The organism is Nocardia beijingensis NBRC 16342 (genome assembly GCF_001612785.1).
GTDB lineage: Bacteria > Actinomycetota > Actinomycetes > Mycobacteriales > Mycobacteriaceae > Nocardia > Nocardia beijingensis.
Window position 1 is genome coordinate 15160 of record NZ_BDBC01000061.1, and the last position, 19560, is coordinate 34719.

At 68.8% G+C, this 19560-nt stretch carries 15 protein-coding genes; 9 read left to right on the forward strand and 6 right to left on the reverse strand.

Features of this window, described 5'->3' with window-relative positions; genetic code table 11:
* Window positions 1-7: 7 nt before the first annotated feature.
* Both NB3_RS28780 and NB3_RS28785 read right to left on the reverse strand, forming a co-directional pair.
* Entirely contained in the window at window positions 8-1255 is a 1248-nt protein-coding gene (locus tag NB3_RS28780; RefSeq protein WP_157112067.1) for an alkane 1-monooxygenase, read from the reverse strand.
* A gap of 544 nt (window positions 1256-1799) precedes the next feature.
* The gene (locus NB3_RS28785) at window positions 1800-3011 is read right to left on the reverse strand and encodes a lipase family protein (protein ID WP_084823766.1); all 1212 of its coding nucleotides are present in this window, start codon (window positions 3009-3011) and stop codon (window positions 1800-1802) included.
* 280 nt (window positions 3012-3291) lie between these two features.
* On the opposite strand from NB3_RS28785, the gene NB3_RS28790 reads away from it, so the two are divergent.
* From NB3_RS28790 to NB3_RS28800, 3 genes are all read left to right on the forward strand, one after another.
* A complete protein-coding gene (locus tag NB3_RS28790) occupies window positions 3292-3831 on the forward strand; it encodes a TetR/AcrR family transcriptional regulator (protein WP_244892128.1) in 540 nt (179 codons plus the stop codon).
* Between the two features lie 78 nt (window positions 3832-3909).
* Window positions 3910-4566, forward strand: coding sequence for an SRPBCC family protein (locus NB3_RS28795; RefSeq protein WP_067809605.1), 657 nt, complete (start codon window positions 3910-3912; stop codon window positions 4564-4566).
* On the forward strand, window positions 4566-4967 hold the full coding sequence (locus tag NB3_RS28800; protein ID WP_067809607.1) for an ArsR/SmtB family transcription factor: 402 nt from the start codon (window positions 4566-4568) through the stop codon (window positions 4965-4967). The genes NB3_RS28795 and NB3_RS28800 overlap by 1 nt, the downstream gene beginning before the upstream one ends.
* A gap of 20 nt (window positions 4968-4987) precedes the next feature.
* Here NB3_RS28800 and NB3_RS28805 read toward each other — a convergent pair whose 3' ends face one another.
* Window positions 4988-6247, reverse strand: coding sequence for a KasA/KasB family beta-ketoacyl-ACP synthase (locus NB3_RS28805; protein ID WP_067809608.1), 1260 nt, complete (start codon window positions 6245-6247; stop codon window positions 4988-4990).
* 297 nt (window positions 6248-6544) lie between these two features.
* Window positions 6545-7834 carry a cation:proton antiporter gene (locus NB3_RS28810; protein ID WP_218020655.1) on the reverse strand — a complete coding sequence of 430 codons (1290 nt, stop codon included), beginning with the start codon at window positions 7832-7834 and terminating at the stop codon, window positions 6545-6547.
* A 320-nt stretch (window positions 7835-8154) separates the two neighbouring features.
* On the opposite strand from NB3_RS28810, the gene NB3_RS28815 reads away from it, so the two are divergent.
* From NB3_RS28815 to NB3_RS28825, 3 genes are all read left to right on the forward strand, one after another.
* Window positions 8155-9831, forward strand: coding sequence for a S8 family peptidase (locus tag NB3_RS28815; protein ID WP_067809680.1), 1677 nt, complete (start codon window positions 8155-8157; stop codon window positions 9829-9831).
* 4 nt (window positions 9832-9835) lie between these two features.
* On the forward strand, window positions 9836-10240 hold the full coding sequence (locus NB3_RS28820; protein ID WP_067809610.1) for a PIN domain-containing protein: 405 nt from the start codon (window positions 9836-9838) through the stop codon (window positions 10238-10240).
* A gap of 89 nt (window positions 10241-10329) precedes the next feature.
* Window positions 10330-10680 (forward strand): hypothetical protein, encoded by a 351-nt coding sequence (locus tag NB3_RS28825; protein ID WP_067809612.1) that lies wholly within the window; start codon window positions 10330-10332, stop codon window positions 10678-10680.
* Window positions 10681-10742: 62 nt separating this feature from the next.
* Here NB3_RS28825 and NB3_RS28830 read toward each other — a convergent pair whose 3' ends face one another.
* Together NB3_RS28830 and NB3_RS28835 are read right to left on the reverse strand one after the other, a co-directional pair.
* Complete coding sequence (locus NB3_RS28830; RefSeq protein ID WP_067809614.1) at window positions 10743-12368, reverse strand: MDR family MFS transporter; 1626 nt, start codon at window positions 12366-12368, stop codon at window positions 10743-10745.
* On the reverse strand, window positions 12361-12858 hold the full coding sequence (locus NB3_RS28835; protein WP_067809616.1) for a MarR family winged helix-turn-helix transcriptional regulator: 498 nt from the start codon (window positions 12856-12858) through the stop codon (window positions 12361-12363). Before NB3_RS28835 ends, NB3_RS28830 begins: the two co-directional genes overlap by 8 nt.
* Window positions 12859-13177: 319 nt before the next feature.
* On the opposite strand from NB3_RS28835, the gene NB3_RS28840 reads away from it, so the two are divergent.
* The 3 genes from NB3_RS28840 to NB3_RS28850 are packed head-to-tail and all read left to right on the forward strand — an operon-like array spanning window position 13178 to window position 19387.
* Window positions 13178-14821 carry a fatty acyl-AMP ligase gene (locus NB3_RS28840; RefSeq protein WP_244892129.1) on the forward strand — a complete coding sequence of 548 codons (1644 nt, stop codon included), beginning with the start codon at window positions 13178-13180 and terminating at the stop codon, window positions 14819-14821.
* A gap of 31 nt (window positions 14822-14852) precedes the next feature.
* Window positions 14853-15119 (forward strand): acyl carrier protein, encoded by a 267-nt coding sequence (locus tag NB3_RS28845; protein WP_067809619.1) that lies wholly within the window; start codon window positions 14853-14855, stop codon window positions 15117-15119.
* Window positions 15116-19387 (forward strand): type I polyketide synthase, encoded by a 4272-nt coding sequence (locus NB3_RS28850; protein ID WP_067809620.1) that lies wholly within the window; start codon window positions 15116-15118, stop codon window positions 19385-19387. Before NB3_RS28845 ends, NB3_RS28850 begins: the two co-directional genes overlap by 4 nt.
* Window positions 19388-19560: the final 173 nt, after the last annotated feature.

Genomic DNA, 19560 nt, shown 5'->3' on the forward strand with positions numbered 1-19560 from the left:
GCCGGTTTCAGCGCTTGGCCTCGGTGGGGAACAGGTCGTCGTCGCCGGTCGACGGGCTCATGCCCGGCGTGCCGGGGTCGACGGCCCATCGCACGTCATCACGCGGGTGCCGGATGGGCAACGACAGCTTGCGTCTGCGGGGCTTGAGGTTGATCAGCGTCATGTCGCCCTTGTAGTGGGCCAGGACGCGGGGGTCCATGACCGCGCGCCACAGCGGGGGGATCGCGGCGAGCACGATCATGGTGGCGTAGCCGGCGGGCAGCTGGGGCGCCACATCGCAGCTGCGCAGGGTCTGGTAGCGACGGCCGGGGTTGGCGTGGTGGTCGCTGTGGCGCTGGAGGTGGAACAGGAAGATGTTGGTGACCAGGCGGTCGCTGTTCCAGCTGTCGCGGGGCGAGCACCGGGCGTAACGGCCGTCCGGGCGGCGGGTGCGCAGCAAACCGTAGTGTTCGACGTAGTTGACGGTTTCCAGCAGTCCCGCGCCGATGAGCGCTTGCAGGGCGAGGTAGGGCGTGATGACGGGGCCGAAGACCACGATCAAGCCGCCGAACAGCGCCGCGCTCATCGCCCATGCCTGCAACAAGTGGTTGCCCGGGCTGAACCAGCGTTTGCCGTTACGGGCCAGGCGCGTGCGTTCCAGTGCCAGCGCCGAGCGGAATCCGCCCATCATGGTGCGCGGCAGGAACTGCCACAACGATTCACCGAACCGTGCGCTGGCCGGGTCGTCGGGCGTGGCAACGCGCACGTGGTGGCCGCGATTGTGCTCGACGAAGAAGTGCCCGTACCCCGACTGCGCGAGCGCGATCTTGGCCAGCCACCGTTCGAGATGTTCGGCGCGGTGGCCGAGCTCGTGCGCGGCGTTGATGCCGATGCCGGAGACGAAGCCGAGGGTGACCGCGAGGCCGAGCTTGTCGGCCAGGCTCAGCTCATGGCTGGCCCACATATAGCCGGCGATGAGCAGGCCGATGAACTGCATCGGCAGGAAGAGGAAGGTGCACCACCGGTAGTAACGATCGTTGGACAGCGCCTCGTAGTCTTCCTCGCGAGGATTGCTTCCGTCGTCGCCGATGACCACATCCAACAGGGGGATGACCACCAGCACGATGATCGGGCCGATCCACCAGAACACTTCCAGTCCGGTGTGGGCGACCAGTGTCGAGGGCAGTAAGGCGCAACCAGGGGCGATCAGACCCAGAATCCAGAGGTAGCGCTTGGGATCGCGGGCTCGCGTGTGCTCGAAGATCGTCATAGTCATTTCGCCGATCCGTGAGGACGACACTCAACTGACAGTTCCGACTGCGGACAACACCTGAACCATGCGCGCCAATCCAGGATAACTGGAAGTTCGCTGGGTGTTGTGAAACCGTGGAAACCGTTGCCTGAACAGGCAATCTGCCGCGAGTGAAGGCGGGCCGGGGAGGGGGCGATTCGTGCCGGATGTCGAAGTATCACCGTTGTGCGCACCTGAGGGGCTCAGGCCGGCGGGGGTGCGCCAACTCCGACATTCGAACCTTTCTGTACCGAATTCGACAGGAACGGTGAAGCAGCGAATCTGTCGCGAACACGTGTCGGCGCCGGGAGCCGAGCGGGGGAGAACGTGGGGCGGAACTCGCCTGCCGCGTGGGCGCCGAGGCCTTCCCTGGCAGGCAGGTCGGCCGCGGCTCGGTCGTGAAACCCAGCCGCGGCCGACCATCATGCATGGAGTTCACGGCACTGCGAGCGGAACCGCCGCGCGAGGCGCTGTGCCGGGCCTCCGAGTCGGATACCGAAGGTATCCGAGTGGATCGTGTTCGCGCAAATCAGGGCAGCGCACCGCAGTTGGACGGAGCGGGCTGGTCGGCGAGCCGGTCGGTCATCCACTGCTGCGAAGCGCCCAGTGACGGGAAGAACGTCAGCACGTGGGTGACCCGCAGCCCGGTGATGACGCTGGGCAGCTCGGCATTCGCGTTCAGCATCACCGGAGCGCCGCCGCCGCACCATCCGGCGGCCAGCTCGTGGACGGGCACGTACGGCGCGCCCTCGTCGAACTGGTTGGAGGCGATGAGCACCGGCACCGCGGGCGTGAGCGTGCCGACCCGTTGATCGTTGAACGCCGCCTTCAACACCGGGGACCGGTCGATCACCACGTTGAGCGGTTCCCCGCTGGTGGTCCACTGCGAGGTGTTCGGGAACTGCTGGGCGAGTCCGAGCGGCACGGCGCACTTGTCCAGCGACTCGCGCAGGATCGCCTTGCCGGTGTCGTTGAGCTCGGCGTCGAGCACCGGCTGGGTCTCGGGATAGTTGGCGGCGATGCCGTTGAGGATCCACGCGAAGGCCGGTCCGAGCGCGGCCCGCCCGTCGTTGAAGGCGATGAAGTATTCGTCGTCCACCACCGGGCCGCCGACGTAGGCGCCGCGCACGTTGAGATCGGGGGCGTAGCTCGGCTGGAGTTCGGCTGCGCCCGCGGAGGCCATACCGCCCTGGGAGTATCCGTACAGCATGACGGGCGAGCCCGGACTGAGGCTGGTGCCCGGCAATTGCAGCGCCGCGCGCGCAGCGTCGAGCAGCGCGTAGCCCTGAGATTTACGGTTGAGATAGTCGTGCACATCCGGTGTGCCCAGACCGTGGTAATCGGTCACCATCACCGCCATACCGCGGGCCAGCAGTGTGTACAGCGCCAGCACGTCGTATTCGACGATCACGTCGAATGGCGGCTGGTATTGGATGAATTGCGCCAGCAGTTTCGACGGCGCGCACTGATCGCCTTGTCCCTTCGTGCCGACCGCGTAGGCGATCAGCGGGCGTGGGCCGGGGCCGGTCCACGGCTGGGACGGTTCGAGATAGGTCCCCGTCACCGCGGTGCGCGCACCGTGAGTGTCGCTGCTGGTGTACATGACGCGCGTCGACGTCGCCGGGATCTGCCCCGGCTGCCCTGGGACCGAGATCGCCAGCCGCGAGCCTTCGGTGCGGATGATGGAGCCCGGCGCCCCCGCCGGTGCCGGGGGCGGGATGTAGAAAGCGTCGTCGGCCACGGTGTCCGCGGCCGGTTCCGTCCATGCGTGTGGGGCTGCGACCGCCCCACCCCCGACCACGAGGAGGGTTCCCGTCAAAGCTGTGGCCAATCTGAGTATGCGGCTCCTCACGATGCGATCCTTCCTGCGATTGGGATACCCCTGGCATCTAGAATCGGATACTGAGAGTATCCGTAAGGGGTGGAGATTGTCCGGGAATAGCGATGAGTGTCGGCGGCAGGCGGGGGCGGGGCATTCGCGACCGACGCGAGCGCAGAGCCAGGCGCGAACGCGCGCCGTTTTGATCGCGACCGCCAAGCGGCTATTTCTGGAGGACGGTTATCAGGCCACGACCTTGGACAAGGTCGCGAAAGCCGCCGGTTTCACCAAAGGCGCGGTGTATTCCAACTTCCGCACCAAAGACGAGCTGTGTCTGGCGGTGCTCGACGAAATTCACGGTGAGCGAGCGGCGGAGGTCGCCGCGATCATCGCCGCGCCGACGGCCGCGCAGCGGCTGAAACGAATGACGGAATGGGCCGAGCGGGTGGTCGGCGAGCCCAACTGGACGCGGTTGGAATTGGAGTTCGGCGTGCACGCGCGGCGCGACGAGCACCTGCGTGCCGAGTTGGCGCGTCGGCTCGACGACATCGTGGGCATGGTCGGAGCCGCCCTGCGCGCCACGGACGACCTCGACACTCCGATGCCGCAGGCCGAAGCCGCCGTCGCCGTGCTGGCCCTCGGTGTCGGGCTGGGCCTGTTCCGGTCGATCGACCCCGGCATCCCGATCGCCGGAATGATCTCCGCGCTGCGCGCCATCGCGGGACTGTCCCCGGACGCCTGAGGGGGCGGCGGTGCCGCGCCTGCTTGCGGTCCCGCGCCGCCGCGCTAATATAAGTCAAAACTTATCAAGGAGGATGTCATGGTGCTGCTCACCGATCCCGCCGCCATCGCCGGACTCGTGACTCGCGAAGTTCGCACCGGATCGCGCGACGGGATGCCCACCCGGATCGCCGTCGCCCGCCGGGGCTACCCGACCGATCGGGCCGACCTGTGGAACGCGCTCACCGATGCCGAGCGGATTCCGCGCTGGTTCCTGCCGATCAGCGGCGATCTGCGGGTCGGCGGCCGCTATCAGCTCGAGGGCAACGCCAACGGTGTCGTCGAACAGTGCGACGCGCCGGAGCGGTTCGCGGTGACCTGGGAGATGGGACCGCGGATCTCCTGGCTCGCGGTGGTGCTCACACCCACCACGGACGGCACCGAGCTGGAGTTGCGGCACGAGGCGCCGGTCGATCCCGAGTTCTGGACGCAGTACGGTCCCGGTGCGGTCGGCGTCGGCTGGGATCTGGCCCTGATGGGTCTCGGGCTGCACGTGTCGAGCGGAGAAGCGGTGGACCCGGCCGAGGGGCTCGCCTTCCCGACCACGCCGGAGGGGCTGACGTTCGTCCGGACGGCGGCTCTCGGCTGGGCGGAGGCGTCCGTCGGTGACGGCGACGACCAGACCGAGGCGAACGCGGCGGCGCAGCGGACCATCGACTTCTATACGGTCGCCCCGGAGGACGGTTCTCCGGCCTGATGGATCGGTCTCCGGCGAAGATCTTCGAAGCGCTCGGCGACCCGGTCCGCCGGTTCATCCTCGAACTGGTGGCGGTCGACGAGCGGCAGGCGGGCGCGCTGGTCGCCGCCGTGCAACAGCGCACCCCGATCTCCCAGCCCGGCGTCTCCCAGCACCTGAAAGTGCTGCGCGACGCCGGGCTGGTGCGGGTTCGCGCCGAGGGCACGCGGCGGATCTATGTTCTCGATCCGGCGGGTGTCGAGGCCGCGCGGGCCTGGCTGACCGCGTTGGCCGACCCGCTGCACCAGTTCGCGCAACCGCTCGACGCGCTCGCGACGGAGGTCGCCCGTGGCAGACGAGCGCGCCGCGGATCCGGTCGAACCGGCGACGCGGACTCCGGCAGGCGCGCGCGCCACGCGTAGTGGCGGGCGCACCGGGATGCTCAGCAGCGACCGAACACGACGGCCGCGTTGTGGCCGCCGAATCCGTACGAGTTGTTCAGCGCGTACTCGATGTGCTGGGTGCGCGCGCTGCCGTGCACGATGTCGAGGTCGATCTCGGGATCCTGGTTGTCGAGGTTCAGCGTGGGCGGCACCACCCCGTCGCGCACGCTGAGCACGGTCAGCGCGGCTTCCACCGCGCCCACCGCGCCCACGGAATGCCCCAACGCGGATTTGGGCGCGTAGACCGACGGATGGTCGCCCACCGCCGCCCGGATCCCTCTGGCTTCGGCCAGGTCGCCGAACGAGGTGGAGGTCGCGTGGGCGTTGACGTGGTCGATGTCCTTGCCGCTCACCCCCGCCGTCTCCAGTGCGCGGCGCATCGCCCGGACGTTTCCCGCACCGTCGGGGTGCGGCAGAACCATGTGATGGCCGTCGGCGGTCAGCCCGGCGCCCATCAGCCGAGCCAGTGGTCGCGCGCCGCGCGCCCGCGCGTGCTCTTCGGACTCCAGCACGAATAGCGCGGCGGCTTCGCCGAAGACGAAACCGTCGCGGTCCCGGTCGAACGGGCGGGACGCGCGCTCGGGCTCGTCGATCCGGGTGCTCAACGCCCGCATCATCGCGAATCCGGCCACCGCCAGCGGGTTGATGCGGCCTTCCACCCCGCCCGCCACGACCATGTCGGCTTCGCCCAGGATGATCGAACGCCATGCGTGCACCAGCGCCTCGCATCCCGAAGCGCATGCCGAGACGGGCGCGATCACGCAGGCCCGCGCACCGAGTTCCAACCCGACGACCGCGGCGGGACCGTTCGGCATGACCATGGGCACCGCGAAGGGGGACACCTTGCGGTAGCCCGACTCCCGCAGCTGATCGTTGGACTCGATGAGCGTGTCGGCGCCACCGAGCCCGGTGCCGATGCAGACGCCGAGGCGGTCGGGATCGACCTCAGGGCGGCCCGCGACATCCCAGATCCGATTGCCCATGACATAGGCGACCTGCTGGATGTAGGACATGCGGCGCTTCTGGAGGCGATCGAGTTCATCGGTCGGATCGACCTCGAATCGTCCGGCGATGTCGACCGGAACCTGGTAGCGCTCGAACTCGGGGTCCTCGACCTTGGCGATGCCGGTCTCCCCGGCCAGCAGTCGTTTCCATGTCGCGTCGGTGTCGGCGCCGACCGCGGTCGACATCTCGACAGCGGTCACGACCACGCTCCGCAATTTCCCGTTACTGGTGGAGAAGTTCGTGAAATCGGACATCGAACTCCTTCTTTCGGCTTGTCGGCCCGGATGCTCCGGGAGCACCGTTGCCATTCCCGATGAAGTAGTGGTTCTGGACGCGGCGATACCGATGGATGTGTTCGGATGCCACCCCGACTAGCAGCTCGGGGCGTGCGCGGTCTCGCCGACGGCGTCGACGTCGGTTCCAGGGTTGTCGTGCGTGACGGTGGCCGGCCGAAGCTTTATGTCACGCGCAGAATGGGGTGATGCCCGGCTACACGTCCTCCGAAACACCGCCGCCCGAACCGGTGCTCCGAGCGTGCCGCGAGGCGTGGGTCATGGGGTCGCGGCCTCGGTCGGAACGGTGGAACGCGGCCCTCCTTCCCCCGTTTCCTGGTCGCCGTCGGGCAGGGCGCGCGGGACGCCGAAGAGTTTCAGCAGCGGCGCCGTCATCGCCGTGGTGATCAACGCCATCAGGACCAGCAGCGAATACAGCCGTTCGTCGATGACGCCGATCGTGAGGCCCACGTTCAGGATCACCAGTTCGGTCAGCCCTCTGGTGTTCATCAGCGCCGCGAGTGCCGCCGACTCGGTTCGTCCGGTCCGGCCGAGGCGAGCCGCCAGATAGGTGCCGCCGAGCTTTCCCGCGAGCGCGGCGAACATGATCGCGGCGAACTCGCCGATACTGGCGCGGTCGAGTCCGCCCAGGTTCACCTGCAGACCGGCCACCACGAAGAACGCGGGCAGGAAGATGCTGCTCAACAGTTGCGCGCCGCTGTCGACGGCCGCGCGCAGCCGCCGGGGGAAGACGACCCCGAACAGGAACGCGCCGAAGATCAGATGCAGCCCGATCCATTCGGTGGCCGCGCCCAGCAGCAGAGCGCCGGAGACGCCGAGGAAGACCATATTGGCCGGGTTCTTCTCGGAACGGGGGCCTGCGAGGCGGTCCAGGGCGGGACGCACCGCCCACCACAGCACCGCGACCAGCGGAACGAACAGCAGCAACCGCCAGTGGTGACCGAGGCCGGGCCGGGCGATGCCGATGACCACCGCCAGGACGCACCAGGCCAGGACGTCGTCCAGCGCGGCGCACGTCATGGCCGACTGGCCGAGCCGGGTACCGAGCAGCTTGCGGTCGTGCAGGATGCGCGCGAGCACCGGAAACGCCGTGACGGCCAGCGCGCAACCGATGAAGAGCGCGAAGTTCAACCGGTTGCCACCGTCGTGCCGGGCCAACGCCAACACCGCGATGGCGGAACCGAGCGCGAACGGCGTGAGATAGGCCGCGAGCGCGACCGTCGTGACCGATCGCCGCCGTCCGGCGACGGACCGAAGATCCATCTCCAGGCCCGCGGAGAACATGAAGATCATCACGCCCACGTTCGCGAACGCGGTGAGATACGAACGGATGTCGTGCGGGAAGACGGTCTCGGACAAGTGCGCGCCGAGCACCGTGGGGCCCGCGAGTATGCCTGCCACGATCTCGCCGATCACCGGCGGCTGGCCCACCCGTGCGGCGAGCCAGCCCAGCAGGCGCGCCGCGGCCACGATGAGGACGAGATCCAGCAGCAAGAAGATCATCTGGTCGCTCGGCAACGTCTCGACTCCGTTCGACACCGAGGACATCGCGGCAGCGGAATCGACACGGGCACGGGGCATTCGCGTACCGCATCGACCGCAGCGCGGAACCCCCGAAACATGGACTGCCTGCGTTGAGACGATATCGCACCGGCCCGGTGAGCGAACATGGAGTGATCTATGACATGCTCGCGGTGTCCGGGGCATCGTCGCGAAAGGTGCGAGCGGTTCGTGCTTTTCGTGGGTATCGCCACGCCCGATGGCCGATGTCGATCGGCCGACACGAGAGCGCTGCTCCGTAAATCCGTGATCGGCAGAAGTTTTGGTTCATAGTTGGTGCTCCGGTCCCCATGGCGAAGGAGATCTCGATGCCTACCGTGAATTTCGGTACGAAGGACGATCCTGGTTTCGAGCTGGCGCAGAGCCCCGATCTGATCGTGGTGCGCACGCACAGCGGACGCGGGATCCGGCGGCAATCGGGGTCGGTGCGCACGCCGCTCGGCGCCGAACTCGACGACGCGACGCTGGTGCAGGCCTACCCGGAGGCCGGGGTGGAGGTCTACCGGCTGCCCGCGGGGTCGAGGCCGGTGCAGCAGCGCAAGCCGGTGCTCGAGGCCGCGCCGGAGGTGCGGTTCGCCGGGCACGTCCTGGTGGATCCCGGCACCGGGGAGCCGGTGCTCTACACGGAGAACATCTTCGTGAAGTTCGTCGACCGCGTCGATCGGGAGCATTGCCTCGCCGTGCTGGAATCGGCTGATCTGACTGTGAAGCAGGAGGTTTCGTACGCGACCAACGCGTATTTCACGGCGGCGCCCGAAGGCACCGGCCAGCGGGTATTCGACATCGCCGACGCGCTGCTGAACCGCGACGACGTCGAATACTGCCATCCCGAACTGATCCGCAGCCGCGCCAAGAAGACCATCTTCCCCCAGCAGTGGCACCTGAAGAAGACCACCATCGGCGGTGTCACGATCGACGCGCACGCCGGAGTGGAAGCCGCCCACGCCGTCACCCGCGGAGCCGGGGTGACGATCGCGATCATCGACGACGGTGTCGACATCGACCATCCCGAATTCGCAGGCGCGGAAAAGATCGTCGCGCCACGCGATGTCACGGCGAAGACCGGTGATCCGCGCCCGAAGGACACCTTCGGCACCGGACCCGACAACGGTGACAATCACGGCACCGCGTGCGCGGGCGTGGCGTGCGCCAACGGCACGGCCGGGGCGTCCGGGGTGGCGCCGGAGGCGAGGCTGATGCCGATCCGGCTCGCCTCGGGGCTCGGTTCGCAGGCCGAGGCGGACGCGTTCGTGTGGGCCGCCGATCACGGCGCGGACGTCATCTCGTGCAGTTGGGGTCCGGCCGACGGCGCCTGGTTCCAGCCGGGCGATCCGGTGCACAACCGGGTCGTGGCGCTGCCCGCGAGCACCAGATTGGCGATCGAGCACGCCGTCACCGGTGGACGCGGCGGCAAGGGTTGTGTGGTGCTGTTCGCGGCGGGCAACGGCAACGAGTCCGTCGACAACGACGGCTACGCGAGCTTCGGCAAGGCAATCGCGGTCGCGGCCTGCAACGACACCGGTAAGCGCAGTGTGTACAGCGATTTCGGCAAAGCGGTCTGGTGCGCGTTCCCCAGCAGCGACATCGGGCACCGCCCCTTCGGGCATCCCGACCCGCTCACGCCAGGGATCTGGACCGTGGATCGGCACGGCGCGGCCGGCTACAACCCCGGCACGACGGCGTCGGGCGATGCGGCGGGCGACTACACCAACGACTTCGGCGGCACGTCCAGCGCGTGCCCCGGGGCCGCGGGGACGGTGGCACTGATGCTGTCGGTGAACCCGGATTTGACCTGGAGCGAGGTGAAGGACCTGCTGAAGGGCGCCTGCGACCGGATCGATCCGCAGGGCGGCGGCTACGGGGCCGACGGCCACAGCGACAAGTACGGATACGGCAGGATCAACGCTCTCGCCGCCGTGCGGGCGGCGCGGCCCGCGGCAACCGAGTCCGCGTCGAGCGCGGTGCTCGCCGTGGGAGGAGACTGAGGCGGTGACGGCGGACGGTGCCCGGCTGATCGTGGTGGACGCCGCGAACGTCGTCGGGTCACGACCCGACGGCTGGTGGCGCGACCGCTCGGGCGCCGCTCGGCGTCTGCTGGAGCGAATGACCGGGCTGGCGGAGCGGCTGGCCGAACGCACCGAGGTGGTCGTGGTGCTCGAGGGAGCGGCGAAGGCCGCAGCCGATGCGGCTCCGGGCACGGGCGGCCCGCGGGTGGTGCGGGCGGACGGTTCGGGGGACGACGCCATCGTCCGTGTGGTGGCCGCGGCTCGCGCGCAGGACGGCGACCGTCCGATCACGGTGGTGACGGCCGACGGGGGACTGCGCGAACGTGTGGCGGCTTTCGGTGCGGAGACGGTCGGTCCGCGCTGGCTGCTCGACCGCGTCGGCTCCTGACGCGGTCAGCGCGGTGGAGTCGGTATCGCCTTGGTGACGCCCGGCGTTTCACCCGTCCGTCCAGTCCGTTTTGCTGCAGTCTGAGCGGTATGACCGCCTCCGACGTCGTGGGGATGCCGTTGCTCTACCTGGTCGAGATCTCCGAACCAGGTTACTTCAATCGGCCGTGGTGGAAGATCGCCAGCACCGGCGAGCCGAGTCAGGTTCGCGCGGCGCTCGCCGAACTGGCCATCCGGGTCGAGCGGGACGTTCAGCGCGCAGGCGGCGCCTGCCGGTGCTGGTACCGCTACGACGTGCGGTGGTCCGACGGCGCGGTGCTCGAATGTTTCCAGGGCGCGATCCGCTCGATCCTGATTCCCGGTGAGTTGCGCTGCTTGGCCGTCGCCCTGACCTCGGCGACGACCGTCGATCTGGGTTCTGCCGAGCGTCCACCGTACTGAGCGGAACCCGGAAGATACGCGTAGAGCCCCGAAGGCTTCGGGGCTCTATGCGTATCGGCGGCTCAGTCGAGCAGGGCCGGTTGTTTGGCGGCGCTCGCCTCCTTGTCCTCCGCGCGGGCCTCGGCTTGCATCGGGTCGAGCGCGGGATCGATGTCGATCGTGCGGCGCAGCGGACGGTTGGGCAGCAGCGCCGCCGCGATGAGCGCGACGATCGTCGCGCCGGCGGCGATGAGGAAGATCCGCCCGGTCGCGTCGCCGTAGGAGGTGCGCACGATGGTCGCGATGGGCGCGGGCAGGGCGTCCAGGTTCAGGTTGCTTCCCCCGGAGGACTTGGGGTGGATGCCCAGCTTGGCGAAGCCCTCCGCGGACAGCTCGCTGACCCGGGTGGCCAGCACCGAACCGAGCACCGAGACGCCGATGGCGCCGCCGAAGGTGCGGAAGAACGCGACGCTGCTGGAGGCGGCGCCGATGTTGTGCACGCTGACGGTGTTCTGCACCGCGAGGACCAGGTTCTGCATCATCATGCCGACGCCCAAGCCGACGACGGTGATGTACGCGCCGACCAGCCACAGGCTCGTCGCGTGGTCGATGGTGGACAGCAGCGCGAATCCGGCCACCAGCAGCGCGGCGCCGCTGACGACGAAGCTCTTCCATTTGCCGCGGCGGGTGATCAGCTGACCTGAACCGACCGAGGCGATCAGCATGCCCGCGACCAGCGGGATGGTCAGCACCCCCGCGATGGTCGGGGAGTAGCCGCGTGCGGTCTGGAAGTACTGGCCCAGGAAGGTGGTCGCGCCGAACATGCCGACGCCGACGGCGATGGAGGCGATGATCGCCAGACCCGTGGTGCGTTCGGTGACGATGGGCAGGGGGATGATGGGCGACTTGGCGCGGGACTCGACCCACACGGTCGCGATCAGCAGCAGCACGCCGGAAGCCACGTAGAGCGCCGACTCTTCGGAGATCCAGGCGTAGTAGTTCGCCTTTCCGGCGAAGGACACCCAGATCAGCAGGACCGAGACGCCGGCGGTCAGGAGCGCGGCGCCGAGCCAGTCGATCGACACGCCTTCTTTGCGGTCGGTGGGCAGCCGCAGGGTGCGTTGCAGGAGCGCCAGGGCGATGACCGCGATGGGAACGCACACGAAGAAGCACCAGCGCCAGCCGAGCGGGCTGTCGACGATGACACCGCCGAGGATGGGGCCGCCGGACATCGAGACCGCCATCACCGCGCCCATGTAGCCGGAGTAGCGGCCGCGTTCGCGTGGCGCGACGATGGAGCCGATGATCGCGACGACCAGCGCGGTCAACCCGCCCATGCCGATGCCTTGGATGACGCGGGCGGCCAGGAGCACGGGCACGTTGTGGGCGAATCCGGCGATCACCGAGCCGATGACGAAGATGATGATGGCGGATTGGACCAGCAGCTTCTTGTTGAACAGGTCGGCGAACTTGCCCCAGATCGGGGTGGAGGCGGCGTTGGCCAGCAGCGCCGAGGTGATGACCCAGGCGTAGGCGGTCTGCGATCCCTCCAGATCGCCGATGATGGTCGGCAGCGCGGTGGCGACGATCGTCGTGCTGAGCAGCGCGGTGAACAACGCCGCGAGCAACCCGGTCATCGCTTCCAGGACCTCGCGGTGGGTCATCGCGTACGGGTCGCGTCGGGTCACCGACTCGACTGAACTAGACATCTACTTCCTGACTCTCTTTCGAAACCGGCTGGTGCGCGTGCACCGCGCTGCTCTGCGCGTGTGCGGTCAGTGCGTTCCGGAGCATCTGCACGGCGGCGCAGGCCCGCTCCGCGTCGTCCTCACTCCAGTCGGTGAGAACGTCCTGCAAGCCACGCGCCCGCGAAGCGCGGACGCGGTGGAGCAGATCGCGGCCATCGTCGGTCACCCGGATGAGGGTGGCCCTCCCGTCGGTGGGGTCGGCGTGCCTGCTGATATAGCCCGCGCCGACGAGTTCGGTGACGTGCCTGCTCAGCGCGCTCGGGCTGATGCACAGGTCCACGGCGAGGTCGACCTGCCTGCACGGGCCTTTGGACTCGAGGGTGCCGAGCACGCCGATGCCGCCCGGAAGCAAGTGCCCTTCCTCCGGGTGTGCCAGCGCGACGCGGATCGCCCGGCCCATCAGATAGAGCTCTTTGATCAGGCTGTGAGCCGTATCGGATGAGACTGCCATGGCCGCTCCAGACGAGATAAGTTGCTTGCGCTATGCAACTATATAGTAATTGCTTGCGCTAAACAACTAGTGGGTGACGGTGGTGCGCCTCACAAAGTCTCGGCGAGTAGGGGGATGGGCGCCCAGCGCATCGGCGGCTATCTACACGGCGGCGCGGAAGACCACCACCCCAGGGGTGCGCCGAGGCCACCCCCTGGGTTTGCTGAGCACTCCCTGAGGTCCCTGGTTCTGCGGTTATGGCCAGCGCAGAGTAGTAGCCGAACTCCGATGCCGATCGCTACGAAGGAACCACGAGATGCAGCCGACTTTCGTTCACCACATGAGGCGACAGGTTGCCGAATACGGGGACACCAGGTCCTACACCTACCTTCGTGAAACCGGGCTCGGCCTCGACGAGGAGATCCGCACGTACCGTGAACTCGACCGCGACGCCAGAGCGTTCGCCGCCTGGCTGGCGGGCCGCCCGGAGTCGGCGGAGCCGGTCGTGCTCCTCTATCTCGACGGCATGGCATTTCTGCGGGCGTTCCTCGGCTGTCTGTACGCCGGGGTCGTGGCCGTCCCCGCGCCCGTGCCGCACGACGCGGGCAGCATCCGGCGAGTAGCGAGTGTGATCGCCGATTCCGGCGCGCGATTGGTGCTCACGACCGCGCATTTCCAGCCGATCGTCGAAGCCGCTACGCCCGCGCTCGTGGTCGCGACCGACGATCTGGCCGGTGAGCCCGACGCATGGCGCATGCCCGACATCGACACAGGGACGATCGCGTTCCTGCAATACACGTCGGGATCGACCGGCACTCCGAAAGGCGTCGTGGTGACGCACGGCAATCTCATGCACAACGAGGCTGCCATCGCCGCGGGCGGAATGAACGATGCCGGGACCGGCGTCAGCTGGCTTCCGCACTTCCACGACATGGGCTTGATCGGCTTCCTGCTCGGGGCGGTCTACGCCGGTGCGAACCTCGTGTTCATGGTGCCGACGACGTTTCTCAAGCGTCCGGTGCGCTGGTTGCAGGCCATCGACGAATACCGGGCGACCTTCACCGGTGCGCCGAATTTCGCCTACGACCTGATCGCGCGGCGGGTGAGCGACGAGCAGCTGGCCGATCTCGACCTCAGTACCCTCGAGATCGCTCTCAGCGGCGCGGAACCGGTCCGCGAGCGAACCATGGCGGCGGTGCTCGAACGGTTCGCGCCCGCGGGGTGGCGGCCGACGACTTTCCGGCCCGCATACGGTCTCGCGGAGGTCACCCTGCTCGCCAGCGCCCGAACGGCTCCGTCGGCGCCGGTCTACCTGGACGTCGGAGGCGATACGCGGCTCGTCGGCTGCGGGCCCGCGGCCCGCGGTCTCGATATCCGCATCATCGACCCGTATCGGTTGCGACAGCTGCCGGAGAACACCGTCGGCGAGATCTGGATACGCGGCGAGAGCGTCGCCGCGGGCTATTGGAACCGCCCGGACGAGACGCGCGAGACCTTCGACGCTCATTTGGGCGCCGAGGGGCCTTTCCTGCGCACCGGTGATCTCGGTCTGCTGCGTGCGAACGAACTTTTCGTCGCGGGCCGTCTCAAGGATCTGCTGATCGTCAACGGCCGCAATATCTACCCCCAGGACATCGAGGGGCTGGTTCGCGAACTGCATCCGGCATTCGCCGACAGCGCCGGCGTCGCCGTATCCGTCGACGCGGGCGGCCGGGAACGGCTTGTCGTGCTGCAGGGTGTCAAGAAGGCGCGGCGAGGCGACACGACATTCGCCGAGCTGGCCTCGGCGATCAAGATCGCGGTCGCCAGCGCCTTCGACGTGCCCGCGCCGAATGTCGTTCTCGTCGAGCCGCACGCCATATCGCGCACCACCAGCGGGAAGGTTCAGCGCGGTGCGATGCGGGATTCGTTCCTGGCACATCGCGTCGAGCGCGTCCTGCACGAGGATCTCGAACCGGCGCTGAGCCGATCCATGACCGTCTGACCGACCCTGACGCGCATCGAGGAGCCCAAAGATGTTCAGCGACACCATTACTCGTCCCACCACGATCCAGGATTGGCTCGTGCGGCGCGTGGCCGACTACACCGAACGCGCACCCCACGAGGTGGATCCCCTCGTCCCGCTCGCCGAACTGGGCCTCGACTCCGTCTCGGCGGTCGGCCTGTGCGGCGAGATCGAGGAGCGCTGGTCGCTCGAGGCCGACCCGACGCTGGTCTTCGAATACCCCACCATCGCCGACATCGCCGCCTATATCGCGGCCGAATTCACCCTCGCCGCATGACCGACATCGCCATCGTCGGCCTCGACTGCCGATTTCCCCAAGCACCCGATCCGGCCGCGCTGTGGCGGCTGCTGATCGACGGACGTGACGCGATCTCCGAGGTCCCGGCCAACCGCTGGAACGCCGCCGACTTCCACGATCCGGCCGGAGCGCCCGGCACGATCAACACCCGCGGCGGCGGCTTCCTCGACGACGCCGACGCGTTCGACGCCGAGTTCTTCGGCATCACCCCGCGCGAAGCCGAGGCGATGGATCCGCAGCAGCGGCTGCTGCTGCAAGCGACCTGGCGGGCTTTCGAAGACGCCACGCTCGACCCGCGCGGCGAAGCCGGTTCGCGGACCGGAGTGTTCGTCGGTGTGATGGCCAACGAATGGGCCAACCTGCAGATGAGCGACTACGCCGCGATCACGCCGCAACACGGCTCCGGCAACGGCTACTTCATGACCGCCAACCGGCTCTCCTACCAGTTCGACCTGAAAGGACCCAGTGTCGCGGTCGACACGGCCTGCTCCTCGTCGCTGGTCGCGATCCACCTGGCCTGTGGCGCACTGGCTTCCGGCGAGTGCGACCAAGCGGTCGCCGGTGGCGTCAACCTCGTGCTCACCCCCGCCGTCGGCGTCTTCTACACCCAAGCCGGTCTCTCGGCGCCGGACGCCAGGTGCAAGCCCTTCAGCGGCGCCGCCGACGGGATCGTGCGCGGCGAGGGCGTCGCGGTGCTCGTGCTGCGGCGACTGGACGACGCGCAGGCGGCTGGCCTGCCGATCTACGCGGTGATCAAGGGCAGCGCGGTCAATTCCGACGGGCGCAGCAACGGCATCACGGCGCCGAACCGGTGGGCGCAGCAGCAGGTGATCGGGGAGGCGTGCGAACGCGCCGGAGTTCGGCCCGAGCAGGTGGACTTCCTCGAGGCGCACGGCACCGGGACGGTGCTCGGCGACATGATCGAGGTCAAGGCGCTGGGACAGTTGCACGGGCGCAACCGGTCGCGGCCGTGCGGAATCGGTTCGATCAAGGGCAATCTCGGCCACACCGAGGGCGCGGCGGGCGTCGCGGGCCTGATCAAGGCCGCGCTCAGCCTGTGGCACGGCGTCGTCCCGCCCTCGCGGTTCGCCGAGCAGGAGAATCCGCGACTGCGGATGTCCCAGCAGGGTCTGCGTCTGCTCACCGACCCGATGCCGCTGGCGGGTCCCGGCTACGGCGGGGTCAGCAGTTTCGGCCTCGGTGGCACGAACGCCCATGTCGTGCTCGGCAGTGCCCCTTCCGCAGACATCCCTGGCGCGCCCGGCGCAGGAGTGCTCACCGTGTCGGCGAACGACGCGGAAGGCTTGCGGCGCAATGCCGATCGCATGGCAGATGCTCTGGCCGCCATCCCGCCGGACCGTTTCGCGCAGGTCTGCTGGACCAGCAACCGGGTCAAGTCGTCCGGCCGCGCCCGGCTCGCCATCGTCGCGGCCGATCGCGACGCCGCGATCGCGCGACTGCGCGACGATGCGGAAACCGGGGTGGCGCGACCGACCGGCGTCGGCTGGATGTGCACCGGCCAGGGCTCGCAATTCGCGGGCATGGCCCGTGCGCTGGACGCGGCGAGCCCGCTGTTCCGGCGCGCGCTGGCACAGGTCGACGCCGTCATGGCGGCGCATCTCGGCCGTTCGGTGCGCGCGCTGCTGCTCGACGAGCACGCCGACATCGACCGTACCGACCTGGCCCAACCGGCGATCTTCGCGATGGAGTACGCCATGGCCGATGCCCTCGCCCGCGCCGGCGTCCGTCCGGCCTGGGTGATCGGGCACAGCATCGGCGAGTTCGCGGCCGCGGCGGTGGCAGGGGTGTTCGATCTGGACGACGCGTGCCGTCTGGTGGTCGCGCGAGGCGAGCTGATGCGGCAGTTGCCCGACGGCGGCGCGATGCTCGCCGTGCGGGCGGACGCGGCCGAAGTCGCCGGAATGCTCGCCGGACGGACGGACATCGCGATCGCCGCGGTCAACGGTCCGAAGGAAATCGTGCTGTCCGGCGCCGCTCGGGCGATCACCCGGGTGCGGGAGGCACTCGCGGCGCGCGGGGTGGGCAGCAAGCCGCTCACCGTGTCGCACGCCTTCCACAGTCCGCTGATGGACCCCATGGTCGAGCAATTCGCGGCGGTCGCCCGCGCATGCGCGTACCGGAAGCCGGTCCTGCCGCTCTACTCGACCGTGCGCGGTCGCCTGCTCGACGCGAACGAGACGATGGACGCCGCCTACTGGACCGAACACATTCGCGCCACGGTGCGCTTCGGCGAGGCGGTCGAGGCCGCGCTCGGCACCGAGCCGAGCCATGTGATCGAGATCGGCCCGCGTCGCGTTCTGACTGCCCTGGTGAGCCGCGTCCGTCCGGATCTGGCGCCGCGCTGCCTGACGCCGAGCCCCGGCCCCGGCGCGACCGGCGGCGAATTCGCCAGCGTCGTCGCCGCGCTGTACCGCGATGGACTCGACCCCGACTGGGACGGCCTCTACGAACCCGAGCAGCGGGTGCGCCGCAGGCTGCCCGGCTACGAGTTCCGCACCGACCAGCGGTTCTGGGTCGAACCGCGCACCAACCCGACGCCATCCGCGCAAGCCGAGGAAACCGCCATGGAGCAATTGATCGCCCACTTCCGGGAACAGAACGCCGTGTTGGCGAGTCTCGTCGGCGCTCCGGCCGCCGAGCGCGCCGCGTTGGTGGCGGAGCGGACGGTCACGCCGCAACCGAACGCGGCCCCGGTGGCCGAGCCGAACCCGCCGGTCGCACCGGACGCGGTCGCGGCAGTCGTTCGCGCGGAATTCGCCAGACTCAGCGGTTTCCCGGCAGAGCGGCTTCGCGACGCCCACACCATCGGCGACGACCTCGGTTTCGACTCGCTCATGCTGACCGACCTGATCGCCACGCTGGTGCGCAAACTCCCTGCGGCGACCATTGACCCGGCCCGGTTCACACCCACGACCACGCTCGGTGACGTCATCGCCCACGTGACGGCACCGGCGGGGGCGCCGCCGCGGACTCCCGTGGCCGCCGAGCCGGCCGAACCCCCGCGCACGGTCGTCGAGCCGGAGTACCGGATCTCGGATTTCGCCGAGGTCAAAGCGATCACCGAGCGGGTCGCGGGCGTCGAGGCGCTCGGCCTGTCCAACCCCTATTTCTTGGTCAACGACGGCGTCACGCGGGACACCTCCGTCATCGACGGCGCACCGGTGGTCAACTTCTCCAGCTACAACTACCTCGGGCTGTCCGGCCATCCGGCGGTCGTCGCCGCCGTTCAGGACGCGGTGGCGCGCTACGGCAGCTCGTGCTCGGCCAGCCGGATCCTCTCCGGCGAGAAGCCGGTGCACCGTGAACTCGAGGCCGAACTCGCCGGCCTGCTCGGCACCGAGGACGCCATCGCGCTGGTCGGCGGCCACTCCACGAATGTCACGATCATCGGCCACCTGGCCGGACCGGAGGACCTGGTGATCCACGACAGCCTCGCGCACGACAGCATCGTGCAGGGCTGCAAGCTCTCGGGCGCGACCCGCCGTCCGTTCCCGCACAACGACCACGCCGCACTCGACGCGCTGCTCACCGAGATCCGCCACCGGTACCGGCGGGTGCTGATCCTGATCGAAGGCGTCTACAGCCAGGACGGCGACATCCCGGACCTCCCCGCGATCATCGCGGTCAAGAAGAAACACAAGGCGCTGCTGATGATCGACGAGGCGCACAGCGTCGGCGTGCTCGGCGCGGGCGGCGGCGGGATCGGCGAACACTTCGGCGTCGATCGTGGCGATGTCGAATTGTGGTCGGGGACGATGTCGAAGGCGCTCGCCGGGTGCGGCGGATACGTCGCGGGCAGCGCGGAGCTGATCCGATTCCTGAAATACACGACGCCGGGATTCGTCTACAGCGTCGGCATGACGCCGATGAACGCCGCCGCGTCGGTCGCGGCGATCCGGCAGCTGCGCTCCGACGGCGAGCCACTGGAACGCCTGCGCCACAATTCCCGGCTGTTCTTGCGACTGGCCCGGGAAGCGGGGATCGACACCGGCGACAGCCTGGACACGCCGATCGTCCCGTGCCTCGTGGGCGACTCGCTGAAGACGCTGAAACTGTCGAACGCGCTGCTGCGCCGCGGGGTCAACGTCAACCCAATCCTGTACCCGGCTGTCCCGGAGAACCTGGCGCGCTTGCGGTTCTTCGTCACCGCGTGCCACACCGAAGACCAGATCCGCGACACGATCAAGATCCTCGCCGAGGAACTCGCCCTGCTCGCCGAGAGCTGACGCGCGCCTCGCTCGCTCGGCCGGTGGCGAGGAGTGCGTCGTGTATCGCTCCGCGCACCGGACCGCTGTAGCATCAGCCGCGGTGCGATTGCCCAGCTCGAGGCGGTACCGGCGACTTCCGGCGCGCCGGGCGGACGATGAGGGCGGGCGCGATGTCCGCCGCCCCGGATGCG

Coding starts and splice junctions, on each gene's coding strand:
- NB3_RS28780 (WP_157112067.1), bottom strand. CDS start 1,255: ATGACTATGACGATCTTCGAGCACACGCGAGCCCGCGATCCCAAGCGC.
- NB3_RS28795 (WP_067809605.1), top strand. CDS start 3,910: ATGGTGCTGCTCACCGATCCCGCCGCCATCGCCGGACTCGTGACTCGC.
- NB3_RS28800 (WP_067809607.1), top strand. CDS start 4,566: ATGGATCGGTCTCCGGCGAAGATCTTCGAAGCGCTCGGCGACCCGGTC.
- NB3_RS28805 (WP_067809608.1), bottom strand. CDS start 6,247: ATGTCCGATTTCACGAACTTCTCCACCAGTAACGGGAAATTGCGGAGC.
- NB3_RS28810 (WP_218020655.1), bottom strand. CDS start 7,834: ATGTCCTCGGTGTCGAACGGAGTCGAGACGTTGCCGAGCGACCAGATG.
- NB3_RS28815 (WP_067809680.1), top strand. CDS start 8,155: ATGCCTACCGTGAATTTCGGTACGAAGGACGATCCTGGTTTCGAGCTG.
- NB3_RS28825 (WP_067809612.1), top strand. CDS start 10,330: ATGACCGCCTCCGACGTCGTGGGGATGCCGTTGCTCTACCTGGTCGAG.
- NB3_RS28830 (WP_067809614.1), bottom strand. CDS start 12,368: ATGTCTAGTTCAGTCGAGTCGGTGACCCGACGCGACCCGTACGCGATG.
- NB3_RS28835 (WP_067809616.1), bottom strand. CDS start 12,858: ATGGCAGTCTCATCCGATACGGCTCACAGCCTGATCAAAGAGCTCTAT.
- NB3_RS28840 (WP_244892129.1), top strand. CDS start 13,178: ATGAGGCGACAGGTTGCCGAATACGGGGACACCAGGTCCTACACCTAC.
- NB3_RS28845 (WP_067809619.1), top strand. CDS start 14,853: ATGTTCAGCGACACCATTACTCGTCCCACCACGATCCAGGATTGGCTC.
- NB3_RS28850 (WP_067809620.1), top strand. CDS start 15,116: ATGACCGACATCGCCATCGTCGGCCTCGACTGCCGATTTCCCCAAGCA.